Source organism: Pseudomonas sp. SZ40, from assembly GCF_052958135.1.
The window spans coordinates 319,778-334,743 of the sequence record NZ_JBQWIF010000001.1; the positions used below are offsets into that span (position 1 = coordinate 319,778).

Below are 14,966 nucleotides of genomic sequence, written 5' to 3' on the forward strand. Positions count from 1 at the left end.
AGACCTGGACAAGCCCATGTTCGAAGCCTTGCCCACAACCCTGTCGGGCTGGCTTGGATGGGTTGCCATGGCCGTGGTAACTGCCGTCGTCTACTTCCCCAAAGCCTGGGCCGAGCGCCGTGGCGAGAGCCGGGAGAACGACAGGCTGATGAATGCGCTTGCCGAAGAGCGAGCCCTTCGAAAGGAAGCCGAGTCTCAGCTCGAACAAGCCAACCAGCAAATCTACGCCCTGATCCGGGAGTTCAGCGACATCAAAGCAGCCAATGCCCAGATGGAGCTGAAGATCAGTTACCTCACCAGAGAGATCGAGGCCCTGCGGCAGCAGCTGCAGCGGAGTGACCAATCATGAGTGACGAAGAACTGAAACGCCGGATGGGTAAAGGCCGGCGCTTGTGGGACCACCACGGCAGCTGGTTGCTGCTGGTGGTGATCGGTATCAGCTGCTTCATGGCTGGCGGACAGTTCCAGGCCTACAGCGACGAGAAGACGCTGAAGACAGTAATCGAGTCGCACGAACGACAAGACGCACAGCGTGTGACTCGCATCCGAGAGCTATTGGCTCAGGTCGATGATCTGCAGTCTCGCCTCGTGCCGCAGGCTAGTCAGGCTGCGAAGAGTGCACAGCAGGCGGCAGAGAAGGCTACCGAGGCGGTAGAGAAAGCCTCGGCGTTGCCATGACTTTCAAGGTCACCTTCACCGGCCTGCGTGAGCGACTGCAGCAGCTCGATCACCTGGAGCGTGAGCAGCTGCCATTCGCTGCAGCACTCGCCTTGACCAGCACAGCCCAGGAAGTGAAGGCAGGTTTGGTAGAGGAGATGCAGTCGGTCTTCGATAGGCCAACCCGTGCCACGCTCAACAGCCTGTTCATCCAGCCCGCAACCAAGGCGCGCATGGAAGCCAGGGTATGGATCAAGGACGGTCTGTCGCAGAACTCGGCCGGCAACATGGTGGGCACGCAGCACGAGTGGGACAAGGGGAGTGCTGCGACTGTCTGGCTGACCCCTCAGGTTAGAGGGGGGCTCAGGAACCAGAAGGGTACCGAGCGGATGCTAAACAGGCGTGGTGTGCTGCCTGCTGGCAAGTATGTGATGCCAGGCAAAGGTATCAAGCTGGACTCGCACGGCAACATCCCGCGCGGAACGCTGACCAAGATCCTCTCTGGTGCTGGCCTCTTCACCGAGGAAGGCTACGACGCCAACGCTACACGCAGCGGCAGGAGCTCAGCCAAGGGCAACTCTAAGCGCTACTTCCTGATGCGCAAAGGCCGTCAGGCAATCGGTGTCGCCGAGCGCACTGGATGGGGCAAGGGCAGTAGGAACAAGATCAAGATGGTCTTGGCCTTCACCGATGCGCCGTCGTACTCAAGGCGCTTCCGCTTCTTTGAAGTGGCCGAAGCGATCGCAGAAGACCAGCTTCCAATCCAGTTTGAGAAGGCCATGGCTCGCGCCCTGGCTACACGGGCTCGATGATTCGGGGCACTGGCGTGCTACACCCCACCCCAAAAGGTACTCCCGGACGGGGGTGGCCTCGAGGGTAATTCGGGCCCCGCTCGACATCCATGTATGACCTTTTTCCAGAGGTTGGTTGTTGTTTAGTCATGGCCAAAAACGAAACAACCAGGCAGCCGGGATGGTTGAACAAATCCGAGATGGCAAAGTCGCTCGGCATTTCCCCGCAAGCCTTTGATAAATGGGACGTCGAGCCAGTCGCCCGTATCGGTCGTGAGGCGTTTTATCGCGTGCAGGATGTGGTGCAAAACCGCCTCGATAACGCCGCCAAGAAACACCAACCCAGCGGGTCAGACGGCGAGGTTCTCGATCCGCTGATCGAGTACAAGCTGATGCAGGAGCGCCTGCGCCTCACCACGGCCCAGGCATACGCCGTCGAACAGAAGAACCAGGTAAACGACAAGGTCCTGATACCGGCGCCTTTCGTCACGTTCGCCCTGGAGAAAATCGCTTCGAAGATCGGCTCCAAACTCGAAACCGTCGGCAAGACAGTCAGCCGCCGCCACCCAGACATCGACGCTCGGATACTGGAAACCACGGAGCGAGAGATCGCCCTGGCTCGCAATATCGCCGCGCAGTTCGGCGACGAACTACCGGGATATCTCGATGAGTACCTTGCAACCTTGGATTCATGACCTCGGCAAAGCCGTACGGTTAGGGTTGCAGGCCCTGTCCAAAGATCCGCCGATGACGGCGGTGCAGTGGGCCGATGAGCACTTCTACATGTCGTCCGAGTCTTCGTATCACGAAGGCAAGTGGACGACCGACCCGTTTCAGGTCGCCATCCTCAACGCGATGGGTAATGACCTGATCGCCGTCGTCAACTTCGTGAAGTCGGCGAGGATCGGTTACACCAAGCTTCTGCTGGCCAACATTGGCTACAAGCTGCAGCACAAGCGCCGCAACATCGTGATGTGGAGCCCGACGGACACAGATGCCAAGGGCATCAGCAAGCGTCATGTCGATGGTCTCGTGCGCGACGTTCCGGTCATCAAGGAATTGGCACCCTGGTTCGGTAAGAAGCACCGCGATAACACCATCGAGGCGAAGACTTTCTCGAACCGTAAGAGCCTGTGGATTCGCGGCGGTACCGCCTCGGGCAACTACCGCGAGCTGTCGGCAGACGAAACGATCTACGACGAACTGTCCAACTTCGACCCCGACATCGAGGGCGAGGGCGATGCGGTCACCTTGGGCGACAAGCGCCTGGACGGTGCCACGTACCCGAAGTCGATCCGGGGCTCCACGCCGAAGAAGGCGGGCAGCTGCCAGATCAACAAGGCCGCTGAAGAGTCACCCATTCGCCTGCGCTTCTACGTGGACTGCCCGCACTGCCAGCACGAGCAAACACTGAAGTTCGGTGGGAAGGATTGCGGCTACGGTCTCAAGTGGGAGAAGGACGCCCTCGGCCAGGCCACCAAAGCTTGGTACGTGTGCGAGAGCTGTGGCGACAACTTCTACCACCAGGACATGGTTGCTGCCTCACCGCATGGCCGCTGGATCTGCGAAGTGACCGGCATCTGGACGCGCGACTCCATGGACTGGTTCGACAAGGACGACCAGCCCATACGCACGCCCAAGTCGGTCGCCTTCTACTGCTGGGCCATTTACAGCACCTGGTCAGCCTGGCTGAAGATCGCGGAAGAGTGGCTGAAGATCAAAGGCGACCGCGAGAAGCTGATCACCTTCACCAACACCACGCTCGGCGAGATGTGGGAGGAGGTGCAATCTAAGGTCGATTGGGAAGCGCTTTACGGTCGCCGCGAGGTATGGACCGGCCAGGCTCCGCAACGCGCCGTGGTGCTGACCGGATTCATCGATACCCAGGACGACCGACTCGAAGGCCGGGTATGGGCATTTGGGCCCGGTGAAGAAGCGTGGCTAGTTTACCGGTTCATCCTCATGGGCGATCCGGCCAGCGAAGAGCTACAGCGCAAGGCAGGGATAGAACTGCAGCGGCAGTTCACCCGCGCTGATGGCCTGATCATGAAGGTAGACCGCTGGGGCTGGGACTCCGGCGGCCACTACACCGACGAAGTCTACGCCGCCAGCCGCAAGCATGGCCTGCTCTGGGTGATCCCAACCAAGGGCGCAAGCCAGTACGGCAAGCCCATTGCCAACATGCCGCGCACTAAGAACAAGGCCAAGGTCTACCTGACCGAGATCGGTACAGACAACGCAAAGGAGCTGATCTACAGCCGCCTCAAGCTGGAAGTCGACACGGCCAAATCGCAGGCCGGCGAGTGCCAGCCTGGCGTGATCCATCTGCCGGCAAACAGCGACATCTGCGACGAAAGCGAGGTGAAGCAGCTGACCTCCGAGGTCAAGGTGCCGAAGATCGTCAACGGCCTGCGGGTTCACCGCTGGGATGCCCAGGGCCGCCGCAACGAGGCGCTCGACTGCCTGGTTGGGGCAATCGCCGCGCTGCGCATCAGTCAGCAGCGTTTCGGCTTGGATCTCGACGCCCTGGCAGAAGAGCCTCAGGTCGGCGGCGAGTCAGCCGTGAGCACTGAAGAACGCCCACGGGCCAAATCCAATTTCTGGAAACGATAGCGATGGCCTACACCCTCGAGCAATACGAGGCGCTACAGGCGGCAATCGCGGGCGGCGAGCTGTCCGTCCGCTATGCCGACCGCAGCGTCACCTACCGCAGTGTCGACGAGATGCTGAAGATCCTGCGCCTGATGCGCGATGACCTGGGCCTCAATGCTGACTGTAACCGCGGTCGCACCTTAACTTCGTTCTCCAAAGGTTACTGACCATGCGCCTCATCGACGACCTGTTTCCCGGCTACGCCGCGAAGCGTGCGACGGCGCGCGTGCAGAAGCTCCAGGCTGATATCACGCTCGAGGTAATGAAGCGCCGTTTCGAAGGTGCCGCCGGCGGCCGCCGCAACGCGGGCTGGCGTGCCACCGGAGCAGACGCCAACGCCGAGAATGGCCCGGCCCTGGCTCTACTGCGCAACCGCGCCCGCGACTTGCGCCGTAACAACCCGTACGCCGAGCGCGCTATCAGCGGCATCGCTGACAACGTGGTCGGCTATGGCATCGTGCCGAGCCCAAAGTCTGCCAAGGATCGCGAAAACAAGCGGCTTGCTGATCTATGGGCAAGCTGGGGCGAAACCACCGAGTGCGACGCGGATGGCCTAGAAAACTTCTACGGCCTCCAGCACAAGGTGACCGAGTGCGCCGCGGAGGCGGGCGAGTGCTTGATCCGCCGGCGCCGTCGCTATGCCTCGGATGGCCTGAGCGTGCCGCTGCAGTTGCAGCTGCTCGAGCCGGACTTTATCGACGACGCCAAGAATGGCGATGTCGGCGCGAACACGATCATTCAGGGCATCGAGTTCGACGCCATCGGAAAGCGGGTGGCGTACTGGCTGTTCGATCAGCACCCCGGCGCCAATCGCGCAATGCGCGCGCTGCAGTCCAAGCGCGTGCCGGCAGAGGATGTGATTCATGTCTTCCTGCCGAAGCGAGTTGGGCAGGTTCGCGGTTACACCTGGTTGGCGCCGGTGATGCAGCGCCTGCGCAACTTTGACGAGATGGAAGACGCCGTCATGGAGCAGGCCAAGATTGCTGCCTGCTTTGCCGCCTTCGTCACCAACGATGGTTCGGCAACCGGTGGTAAGGCCCCACCGCTCATCGAGCGGATGGAGCCGGGCATGATCCAGCAGTTGGCCGCCGGCGAGCAGGTGAGCACCGCCGCCCCGCCAACCTTCAACGGTTACCAGCCGTACTCCTGGCAGGCGTTACACGCCATCGCCGTAGGCCTCGGCGTGCCGTACGAACTCATGGTCGGCGACCTGAAAGGCGTGAACTTCTCCAGCGGCCGCATGGGCTGGCTGCACTTCGCTCGACGGGTTGATGTGTGGCAGTGGCGCATGTTGATCCCGCAGATGTGTGAGCGCGTGTGGGAGTGGTTCATGGAAGCACAGGCACTGCTGCCCGGTGGCGTGCTGGCAGACGTGAATGCTGAGTGGGTGCCGCCGCGCCGCGAAATGGTCGACCCCAAGTCGGAGACGCAAACCGTCAAGGATCGACTGCGCAGTGGCCTGGTCACCTGGCCGAACGCCCTACGCGAGCTGGGTATTACCGACCCGGACGGCCACGCCGCCGAGATCGCCAAATACAACGAACTGTTCGACAAGCTCGGCCTGGTGCTCGACTGCGACCCACGCAAGGTATCCGACGCCGGCCTTACCCAGGCCCGGACGGCGGGCACCGTGATCCCATCGACGGACGTCGATCCGCCGGCAAACAACGACGAGAGCCAGACCAATGACGGCGACGACGAAAACGCTTGAAACACCTGTACAGCACATCCGCGCGGTAGTTCGCCCCGGCTCACTGAACATCGAAGACCGCACCGTAGAAATCACCTGGACCACTGGCTCGCGCGGCAAGCGCTGGTCCTGGTCCATCGGCGAGTACATGGAAGAGCTGGAGGTCAGCGACACCGCTATCCGCATGGATCGCCTGAACAACGGTGCCCCGTTCCTCAACGCGCACGGCCAGTGGGATCTCGACGATGTCATCGGCGTGGTTGACCGTGCCTGGCTGGAGGGTGGCCAGGGCCACGCGGTGATCCGTTTCAGCTCCCGCGACGACGTCGAGCCGATCTTCAAGGACGTCAAGGATGGCATCCTGCGCAACATCAGCGTGGGCTACATGGTGCACCGCTACATCCTCGTGGAAGAGGGTGAAGAGAGCCTGCCGATCTATCGGGCCTCCGACTGGGAGCCTACTGAAATCTCCCTGGTGCCGATCGGCTTCGACGACGGCGCCAAGGTGCGCAGCGCGGCTACGCCGGCTGAGTACAAGGGCAAGCGCACCACCACAATTTTCGAAACTCGGGAAGCCGAACAGCCACCCGAACCGCAGGCCGACGCGCCTAAAACCCCAGAGGAAACAGCAATGACCGAAGAAGAGAAGCGCGCGGCCGAAGAGCAGGTACGCCGTGAAGCCCAGGACGCCGAGCGCAAGCGCAGCCTCACCATCCGCCAGATGGCGCGCAAGGTTGGCCTGGGTGATGACGTGGCCGACGAGATGATCGAGCGTGGCCTGGCAGTGGCCGATGCGAGCAGCGAGATGATCGACAAGCTGGCAGCCAAACAGGCTGGCGAGCAGGGCCAGACTCGCAGCGCTCACGCCACTCAGGTGACCAGTGAGCTGGACGCTTCCGTGCTGGCCGCCAAGCGCGGCGCCATGGAAAACGCCCTGCAGAACCGCTGCGATCCGAAGATCAAGCTGGAAGATACCGCCCGCGAGTTCCGCGGCATGCGCCTGATCGACATGGCCCGCGAGTCCATCGAGCTGGTGGGCGGCAATGTGCGCGGCATGACGCCTCAGGAAGTGGCCCGCGCCGCCCTGGGCTGCGACCGCCAAGCATTCCGCGCCGCGGGCATGCACACCACCAGCGACTTCCCGCTGCTGCTGGGCAACACCGTCAACCGAACCCTGCGAGCGGGCTATGAGCTGGCCCCGCAGACCTGGCGCCCGCTGGGCCGCCAGACCACCGTGCCGGACTTCCGCGCGGTAACTCGCGCCGCCCTCGGTGACATCTCCGCGCTGGAGAAGGTCAACGAGCACGGCGAATACAAGTACGGCACCCTCAGCGAGGATGGTGCGCCGCTGAAGGTTGCCAAGTTTGGCAAGATTATCGCCATCACCTGGGAATCCATCGTCAACGACGACCTCGGCGCCATGACCCGCATTCCGCAGGCCCTCGGCGCTGCAGCCGCGCAGACCGAATCGGATCTGATCTGGGCGCTTATTCTGGGCGCTACCCAGTTTGTCGACGGCAAGCCGGTTTTCGATGCCGACCACGGCAACGTCGCCGCCTCCGGTGGTGCAATCAACACCACCACGCTGGCCGCTGCACGCGCCGCGATGCGCAAGCAGAAGTCCAAGGCGGGCCATTTCCTCAACATCGGCCCGGAATACCTGGTGGTCGGCCCGGACAAAGAGCTGGAGGCCTACCAGTTCACCAGCTCCAACTACGTGCCGGCCAAGAACGCCGACATCAACGACGCCCGCAACACTGCGCTGACGGTCATCGTTGATGCCCGCATCACCGGCAACCAGTGGTACCTGTTCGCCGCGCCGGGCGTGGTGGATACCTTCGAATACGCCTACCTGGAAGGCGAGCAGGGCGTGTTCACCGAAACCCGCGAGGGCTTCGAGGTGGACGGCATGGAGATCAAGGCCCGCCTCGTATTCGGCGGTGCCTGGATCGACTACCGCGGCGCCTACAAGAACCCGGGCGCCTGATCCCGACCAACACCGCATAAGGGCGCCAGAGGGCGCCCTTGTTGTTTCCGCCTTTCAGATTCGAGGGAATCACCGTGAAGAACTTCAAACAGCATGGCGACATGATTACCATCGTCGCCGCCGCAATTATCGCGTCGGGTCAGTTGGTTCGCCTCAACAGTCTTGTCGGCGTGGCCGCTGGCAATGCCGCGGTGGGCGAAGAGTGCGAGCTCAAGACCACCGGCGTATTCGAGGTGCCGAAAACCAGCGCCCAGGCATGGGAGACCGGGCAGCCCGTCTACATGATCTCCGGCAGTGGCCTGGTCACCAACGTGCCCGGTACCGGCAACTACCTGCTCGGCGTGGCTGTGAAGGCCGCTGCCAACCCATCCGCCGTCGGCACCGTTCGCCTGAACGGCACCTTCGGTCACCCGGTAACGGCCTAAGCCATGAGCTGGGCCGCCATGCGCGACCGCATGCAGAAGCGCGTGGTCGCAACCCTCAAGGACGGGCACGCCCAATACCTCGCCCCCAACAACGCCGCCCCGGTGAACTGCATCGAGGTGATCATCGATCACAACCTGGTGCAGAACGGACCGGAAGGCGTGTGGCGCAGTGATGCGATCGGGATCAGCTTCCGCGCGGAGCAGCTGCGCAGCGTTCAGCGCGGCGGTGTGTTCGTCACGCCAGGCAAGCGCTACCTCGTCGAAGACACCATATCCGACGATGGCACGTGGATTGTCGCCGCCTGCATGGAGGACAAGCCATGACCACCAACCCCCTGAGCCTCGGCCGCAAGGCCCTGGCGCAGCACCTGCTGTCGATCACAGTGGATAACGGCTACCTCACCAATGCCGGCCAGAACGTCAAATCGGGCTGGTTCAACGAGGTGTTGGAGAGCGACAAGGTGGGTTTCCCCATCATCGTCGTGCAGAAGGCGAAGGACTTGCCGCCGAAGCGTGGTCCAGAGGGGCATATCAGTCAGGTGGGCTTCTACGTAATCGGCGCCGTCAGCGTGGGGTTGGACAACTACGAGGACGCCCTCGATGACCTGCAGGTCGACCTGCAGCGCGCACTGATCACGTCAGAGGGCCAGCCCGCTGCATGGTTACCGTTCCGCAGTGGCATCACCCGCATCACCATCGGCGCGCCCGAGCAGTTCCCGCCAGGCAATGGCGAGAAGGCCGCCACCGTTCTAATCCCCGTGCACCTGCACACCGTTATCGAAAGGTAATCCCATGGAAACCAGCGCACCTGCCGCCAAGGCGGCGGAGTCGGCTGAGCCGAGAAAAGCACCGACGACCGAGGTAACCCTCGCGAAGGCTCACACCCATGCCGGCAAGCAATACGCCGCCAAGGACCCCATCAAAGTCACCGCTCGCCAGAAGGCCTTCCTGCAAGAAGCAGGCGTGCTGGCTGACGAAGCCAAGCAGGAGAAGTGATCCATGATCCGTAAAGAAACCGTGGTGATCGGTGGTCACCTCAAGGCGCGCGAGTACGGCAGCGGCCTGCCGTTCCAGAAGGTCGGTTTGGTGTCGACCATCCAGCACACCACCGAAACCAACTCGCTGACCCTGGGTGATACCACCACCCCACAGGGCGGTGAGTACGACTCGCTCGACCGCGTGACCTCCATGGGCCTCGCCATCAACTTCCGCGAGATATTCACCTGGGTGCTGAGCGCGCTGGTGTGGGGTGACTCCACCACCGTACCGGCATCCACCCACACCGCCGAGATCAAGCAGGCAGGCGTCGACGGCACCATTGCCCTCGACCACATGCCGCTGACAATTGCCGGCGTGACCAATGTGGTTGCAGGCGCCCCCGGCACCACCGAGTTCGACGAGTTCGACGACTGGGTGATGACCGGCTCTGGCATCGAAGTGGTCGCAGGTGGCGCGCTGGAAGCGGCCATCATCGCAGCTGCCCCAGGTGCACCGTACCTCGTCGCCATCGACTACAGCAGCGCTGCTGTCGACGTGATCGAGGCTCTGACCAACAGCGGCAAGACCTTCGAATTCCTGTTCGAGGGTGAGAACGCCGCCGGTACCCAGAAGCGTGTCGAAGCGCGATTCTTCATGTGCCGCCTGAACCTGGCCACCACCATGGACTGGATCAATACCGAAGACTTCGGCGCCTTCGAAGCCACCGCCAAGGTCCTGCGCGACGATACCAAGGTCGGCGCCGGCACCTCGAAGTACTTCCGAATCAAGAAGGAGCTGCCTGCCTCTGTGTAAGGGGTAGGGCCAGGGATGGCCATTTGTTCCGTTTTTAAAAGAGGTGAGGCTATGCAACCTTCAATGCCGGTCGTCACTTTGCGGCTGGGGGCCACCCTTGGCGGGATCAGTCTTGATCTTTCGGTTGGCATTTCGCGCGAAGCTTTTGAAAGCGCAGCTGCAGGCGCATCAATTGGGTCGTCGCCGACAGGTACTCAATTTGAACCTTTGGATCTAGATCTGCCGGGTCTTTGTTCCCAAATGCCTGAGCTGCTTTTGCAAGGGCTGCAAGTCCAGCATCGAAATCTGGCCGCTGAGTCATTGCGGTTGCTCCAGCTTGAAGTTGACGAGAACCGCAGCGTACTAGCGGCTAGCCCGCTGCAGTAGCTGGGATTTCGTACAGCTTGGCCGCTTTACTTAAATACCTCGGATTCGAGGGATTTAATCCAGAGCCAGAGCGGCCGCGCCGGCGGAACCTGGCTTCATCCCAAGCTGGCTGTCGCGTTCGCCCGTTGGATCTCGCCGGACTTCGCCGTCTGGGCCGACCTGCACATCGACGCACTGCTGCGCGGAGAGCTGAACGAAAAGCAGCAATTCGACCGGGCCTGTAAGCGGCTCAACGATGCCCAGGCCGTTGCCAGCCTGAGCGGCCGAGAGCTGGCGGCCTGGCGCCGCAAGAAGCCCGCACTGATCGAGAAGGTCGAGCACTGGCGACATGAGTTGCAGCTCACATTGGGGCTTGAGGTTGCTTGAACAGAATCCATGGTTTCGGCTGCTGGGTTTCGGTGCTGGCGCTGCGATGGTAGATTCCCGCCATTGAATGGGAGGGAAGCCAATGGGAAGTCCTAATCAGCATCTAGGGGTCGGGCCAAAATCAAGCCCAGCTGCGCCTGGTAGCACGTTCAAGTGGGTCATTATCCCGATAGCATTGCTCCTTCTGCTATCTGGGCTGGTGGCTAATAAGTACTTTCAAATAAAGAACCATATGGCCCCAATCGCAGATGGCGCCATTCCTGAGCGTATCGGATGTGATGATGGTTGCGACCTTCTGAATCGTTACGAAGGCTGGCAACCATATCTTGTCCGTGTAGCGGAAGTGGCGCGTAGGGATTACAGCTGTAAAAGGGTCGATTACGTAAGTGTTTCGACTGAAAGTGCGCTGTTAGACAATCCAAAATTTTTTGTCGTGTGCGATGGGCTCAACGGCGAGACCTATACGACGCAGCATTTCAAGAAAGTCGTCGATATACAGTATCGAAAACTAAACCTCTGACAAAACCCGCTTCTGCGGGTTTTTTATTACCCGGAGAACAGCATGAGTGATTCAGCGGCGAAGGGCGTCGTTAGCGTTGGGCCCCAAGACAACCGGCGAGATATCGTCGTTTCCGAGCTGACGGTCGCTCAGATGCGACAGGTTATGCTGCTCAACACTTGGCCGGGCGACGACCCTAGCCAGGAAGATCTGATGCACTACCAGTTGGACAACTTCCTATTCGATGGCTGCCGGCTGAGTGACCTGGGCGTTATGGCCAATCTCAAGAAGGAAGAGATCAGCCAGCTAACGGGTACCGAACTGCACAAGGTGCTCGCCAAGGCCAAGGAGCTAAACGCGGATTTTTTCGGCGCTCTGGTTCGAATGAAAGCGGCCCAGAGCACTTCCTGAGTGATCTCGAATCCTGCATCGCCGTGCTGGGCCGCATCGGCCACCCCAATGCAATCAACTATCCCTGGCGCCTATTTAAACGCTGCTTGAAGGAGTGACCCATGGCTGAGGTAGAACTCAAGCTGACGGCCGATATGGCTGATGCCACCAAGGGGGTAGGCGGATTCCGCAAGGAATATCAGGAGCTGGTCAAGGCGATCCAGAAGCCTATCGGGCAAATCGATGCCTTGCAGAAAACTCAGGAGACGGCAAAGAAGGCCGCCGCCGAGTTCTATGCAGCAAAGCGTAGCGTCGACAATCTCAAGGCCGCCGTCGCGGCAACGGCTCAGCCTATAAAGGGGCTAGATCGTGATTTGGCCCGCGCAGAGCGCACGCTCAGCAGCGCGACTCGCGCATTCGAGTTGCAGAAGAATAGGGTGCGCGAGCAGCGTGCCGAGCTGAAAGCGGCGGGCGTGGACTACCGCAACCTGGCCACCGAGCAGCAACGCCTGCAGGGCGCCCTGGCTGGCGCAATGGGCAAAGGCCAGGCAGATGCCAGCATCAGTCGGGCAATGGATACCTTCGGAGTTACCAAGCTTCGAGAGTTGCGCGCCCAGTTGGTGACTCTTCGTTCCGACTACGCTCGCCTGTCCCAGGCAGGGCAGATGTCCGCTCAAGAGCGCATCGGTGCGGAAATCCAGTACCAGGCTTCGCTTCGCCGTACTCAGCAGCAGATTGCGGCTCTTGGAAGTGAATCAGGAGAGGGAGGTAGTGGCTCTGGGGTTGCGGCTATCACGGCGCGTATAGCCGCGGTCACAGCAGTTGCTTACACGCTGCAGAGGGCGACAAGCTTCTATTTCAATGCTGCCGACGCCGTCGGTGAGCTTGAGGACCGGATGCGCAATGCGCTGCCTACCCAAGAAGAGTATGAGCGTTCTCAGTCTCGCCTGGAGGATGCCTCGCGCCGACTACGTGTCCCAATTGCGCAGGTTACTGAGCTTTTCCTGGGGACCCTGACGCCGTTAAAAGATATGGGGTTCTCCACCGCCCAGGTGACTGACTTGGTCGGGGCTCTGAACGCCGGTTTGGTCGCCAATAGCATCAAGGGTGAGCGAGCGGCGTCTGTAATTGATGCGATCAACAAGGGTATGCAAACCGGTGTAATCCGCGGCGACGCTTTCAATGCGGTGTTACTCAACTCGAGCGCACTGACTGACGCTCTAACCAAGAGCCTCGGTGTCAGTCGAGGTGAGCTGATTCGCATGGCAAATGCTGGCGAGTTGACGACCGAGAAGTTCGTAAACGCGATGTCCGAACAATCGGCAGCGCTAATCGGGATGGCCGATGCCATGCGTGTTACCGGTAGTGATGCGTGGGCAACTTTCACTCAGTCGGTAGAGAAGCTTATCGGAGCGATCGACAAGATATCTGGTGCTTCGGAGGCCGCCACCAAGGGACTGGATAAGATATCCGACTCTATTAACGACCTTGCGGATGGCAAAACAGAAAAGGCTTTGACTCTCCTGAATAGTCTGGCCATCACTGCCGGCAAGCAACTAGGCACGCTACTGCCAGGCGCTGGTGCTATTGCCAATTTGGCGGATGGTTACCAGCAATACAGCGCCCAGGCTACTGATGCCCTGGAAGACGTCACTGACGCCGAGGAAACTGCGAGGAGCGAGTCTGAAAGGATCAACGAGCAACGTCTCGCCGAGCAGCGCGCCTGGGCTACCAAGTTCAACGAATCCATCCAGAACGACTTGGTGAACCCGTTCAAGACGGCGCTCAATGATCAGGTGGCCGCTCAGAACCGGGCAAACTCGAAGCTGCGCAAGGCGCAGGATGAGCAGGTCGCCACACAGAAGCGCTACAGCGATGCGCTGAAGAAACTGCGTGACGGAGCAGCCGGCCCGGCATCTTTCGGTAGCGCGCAGAACCTGCGCGTAGCTGCCAACCGCGCCCTTACTGACGGGGACTTCAAGCGCGCCAAGCAGTACGCCCAGGAATCCCTGGACATGCTGATGAAGATCGCTGAAGAGGGTGGTAACACCTATGGTTTCACCGGCCTCATCAAGGGGCTGCAGGCCATCGAGCAGCAGGCGGATAAGTCGCTGATCGCCGCTGCCGACGCAGAGCGCACTGCTCAGATCGAGAAAGTTCGGGCGATGAAGAAGGAGTTCGAGGAGCTCAAGAACTTCAAGATATCGCCAACCATTGACGATGAGGCACTTGCAGCGGCCACCGCGAAGATGAAGCGGTGGTCGGAGATGATGGGCAAATCGCTCACCATCGATCCGCGCTCACCGTCAACGAGCGTGCAGCCGCCGGAAGGATGGCGGCCGCCGATGGTGCTGCCGAAATCTGGCGGGGCATCGGCAGGCAAGCCTGCAACTCCGACGAGCACAGTCAGCGTAACGAAACCGAGCACTACGCCGACTGTGCAGGCCGTGATTGAGCCCGTATCGATCAAGAAGCCCAAGACGCCCACGCTGGTGGCGCTCGAAGTGCCAACCAACCCCAACTGGATCCGTGAGGGAAATTCCTTCCGGCAGAAGCCACTGGATGTGGATGCGAAGCCGAAATGGGTGCAGGACGGCAACTCGTTCACGAACAAGCCAGTTGAGGTGGATGCAAAGCCGAAGTGGGTGCGAAACGGCAACAGTTTCTCTGACGCCCCAGTAGAGGTTGATGTGGTCGCCAAGAAGGTGGCCCCGCCAGAAGGCGAGCCGCTGAAGGTGCCAGCGCTTCTGCAGCCTCTGCCTCTGCCGGCGGATACCCCGCCAGTTGAGGTGAAGAGCGCGATCGACGAGGCGTCGAAGGCTGCCGTTACGCAGCAGTTTGGAGATTTCATCCAGACACTGAGCAATAGCGCGGTTATCACCTTCAAGATGCAGGTGCCTTCGCTGGTTACGGGGGATGTGGCGCCGCTGCCAGGGCTTGCCACTGGAGGTCCGGTTCGCGGCCCTGGTACCGGCACAAGCGACAGCGTGCTGATGTGGGGCTCGAATGGTGAGTACATGCAACCAACGGCTGCGGTGGACTACTACGGACTGGACTTCATGGAGAAGATCCGCCGGCGCGAGCTGCCGCGGCACGCAACGGGTGGGCAGATTGGCATGGCGCCGCCGCGCTCCCTGCCCGCGGCGCCTCAGGCCAGTCAGGCTCTGCTGGACCGCGCTGCCGGCCCTGAGCACATGGGCTCCTTCGACTTCAATTTCGGCGGCGAGTCCGTGACGGTGATGGTGCCGCAGTCGCAACAGCCGAACATGGAGCGACTGGCCCGGAAGTTTGGCCGCCCACGGTAACAACCAGCCCGCCACCCGGCGGGCTTCTTATTTCTGGAGCAGTACGA

Annotated in this window: 18 protein-coding genes; 17 read left to right on the forward strand and 1 reads right to left on the reverse strand. The window is 61.1% G+C overall.

Annotation, left to right across the window (positions count from 1 at the left end; translation table 11 throughout):
• Positions 1-16 precede the first annotated feature (16 nt).
• The 13 genes from ACT9T4_RS01435 to ACT9T4_RS01495 all read left to right on the forward strand — a co-directional run bounded on the left by ACT9T4_RS01435 (position 17) and on the right by ACT9T4_RS01495 (position 9,993).
• The gene (locus tag ACT9T4_RS01435) at positions 17-349 is read left to right on the forward strand and encodes a hypothetical protein (protein WP_499115132.1); all 333 of its coding nucleotides are present in this window, start codon (positions 17-19) and stop codon (positions 347-349) included.
• Positions 346-678 carry a hypothetical protein gene (locus tag ACT9T4_RS01440; protein ID WP_499115134.1) on the forward strand — a complete coding sequence of 111 codons (333 nt, stop codon included), beginning with the start codon at positions 346-348 and terminating at the stop codon, positions 676-678. Before ACT9T4_RS01435 ends, ACT9T4_RS01440 begins: the two co-directional genes overlap by 4 nt.
• On the forward strand, positions 675-1,469 hold the full coding sequence (locus tag ACT9T4_RS01445; RefSeq protein WP_499115136.1) for a hypothetical protein: 795 nt from the start codon (positions 675-677) through the stop codon (positions 1,467-1,469). The genes ACT9T4_RS01440 and ACT9T4_RS01445 overlap by 4 nt, the downstream gene beginning before the upstream one ends.
• A gap of 128 nt (positions 1,470-1,597) precedes the next feature.
• A complete protein-coding gene (locus ACT9T4_RS01450; protein ID WP_499115138.1) occupies positions 1,598-2,143 on the forward strand; it encodes a terminase small subunit in 546 nt (181 codons plus the stop codon).
• Positions 2,115-4,061 carry a phage terminase large subunit family protein gene (locus tag ACT9T4_RS01455; protein ID WP_499115140.1) on the forward strand — a complete coding sequence of 649 codons (1,947 nt, stop codon included), beginning with the start codon at positions 2,115-2,117 and terminating at the stop codon, positions 4,059-4,061. Before ACT9T4_RS01450 ends, ACT9T4_RS01455 begins: the two co-directional genes overlap by 29 nt.
• A 2-nt stretch (positions 4,062-4,063) precedes the next feature.
• On the forward strand, positions 4,064-4,267 hold the full coding sequence (locus ACT9T4_RS01460; protein ID WP_499115142.1) for a phage head-tail joining protein: 204 nt from the start codon (positions 4,064-4,066) through the stop codon (positions 4,265-4,267).
• A gap of 2 nt (positions 4,268-4,269) precedes the next feature.
• Positions 4,270-5,811: a phage portal protein gene (locus ACT9T4_RS01465; RefSeq protein ID WP_499115144.1), complete on the forward strand. Its 1,542-nt coding sequence runs from the start codon at positions 4,270-4,272 to the stop codon at positions 5,809-5,811.
• Positions 5,786-7,777, forward strand: coding sequence for a prohead protease/major capsid protein fusion protein (locus ACT9T4_RS01470; RefSeq protein WP_499115146.1), 1,992 nt, complete (start codon positions 5,786-5,788; stop codon positions 7,775-7,777). The genes ACT9T4_RS01465 and ACT9T4_RS01470 overlap by 26 nt, the downstream gene beginning before the upstream one ends.
• A 74-nt stretch (positions 7,778-7,851) precedes the next feature.
• Positions 7,852-8,202 carry a DUF2190 family protein gene (locus ACT9T4_RS01475; protein ID WP_499115148.1) on the forward strand — a complete coding sequence of 117 codons (351 nt, stop codon included), beginning with the start codon at positions 7,852-7,854 and terminating at the stop codon, positions 8,200-8,202.
• 18 nt (positions 8,203-8,220) lie between these two features.
• Complete coding sequence (locus ACT9T4_RS01480) at positions 8,221-8,526, forward strand: hypothetical protein (RefSeq protein WP_499115149.1); 306 nt, start codon at positions 8,221-8,223, stop codon at positions 8,524-8,526.
• On the forward strand, positions 8,523-8,990 hold the full coding sequence (locus ACT9T4_RS01485) for a hypothetical protein (RefSeq protein WP_499115150.1): 468 nt from the start codon (positions 8,523-8,525) through the stop codon (positions 8,988-8,990). Before ACT9T4_RS01480 ends, ACT9T4_RS01485 begins: the two co-directional genes overlap by 4 nt.
• 4 nt (positions 8,991-8,994) lie before the next feature.
• Positions 8,995-9,198 (forward strand): DUF7210 family protein, encoded by a 204-nt coding sequence (locus ACT9T4_RS01490; RefSeq protein ID WP_499115152.1) that lies wholly within the window; start codon positions 8,995-8,997, stop codon positions 9,196-9,198.
• A 3-nt stretch (positions 9,199-9,201) separates the two neighbouring features.
• Positions 9,202-9,993: a phage tail tube protein gene (locus ACT9T4_RS01495; RefSeq protein WP_499115154.1), complete on the forward strand. Its 792-nt coding sequence runs from the start codon at positions 9,202-9,204 to the stop codon at positions 9,991-9,993.
• Between the two features lie 106 nt (positions 9,994-10,099).
• Here the strand turns inward: ACT9T4_RS01495 and ACT9T4_RS01500 are convergent, their stop codons facing one another.
• The gene (locus tag ACT9T4_RS01500) at positions 10,100-10,294 is read right to left on the reverse strand and encodes a hypothetical protein (RefSeq protein ID WP_499115156.1); all 195 of its coding nucleotides are present in this window, start codon (positions 10,292-10,294) and stop codon (positions 10,100-10,102) included.
• Between the two features lie 170 nt (positions 10,295-10,464).
• On the opposite strand from ACT9T4_RS01500, the gene ACT9T4_RS01505 reads away from it, so the two are divergent.
• The 4 genes from ACT9T4_RS01505 (at position 10,465) to ACT9T4_RS01520 (ending at position 14,919) form a co-directional block, all read left to right on the forward strand.
• The gene (locus ACT9T4_RS01505) at positions 10,465-10,725 is read left to right on the forward strand and encodes a hypothetical protein (protein ID WP_499115263.1); all 261 of its coding nucleotides are present in this window, start codon (positions 10,465-10,467) and stop codon (positions 10,723-10,725) included.
• Between the two features lie 232 nt (positions 10,726-10,957).
• Positions 10,958-11,245, forward strand: a complete 288-nt coding sequence (locus ACT9T4_RS01510; protein WP_499115158.1) for a hypothetical protein — start codon at positions 10,958-10,960, stop codon at positions 11,243-11,245.
• A gap of 42 nt (positions 11,246-11,287) precedes the next feature.
• A complete protein-coding gene (locus ACT9T4_RS01515) occupies positions 11,288-11,635 on the forward strand; it encodes a hypothetical protein (protein WP_499115159.1) in 348 nt (115 codons plus the stop codon).
• Positions 11,636-11,736: 101 nt separating this feature from the next.
• Positions 11,737-14,919 carry a tape measure protein gene (locus ACT9T4_RS01520; protein WP_499115161.1) on the forward strand — a complete coding sequence of 1,061 codons (3,183 nt, stop codon included), beginning with the start codon at positions 11,737-11,739 and terminating at the stop codon, positions 14,917-14,919.
• Positions 14,920-14,966: the final 47 nt, after the last annotated feature.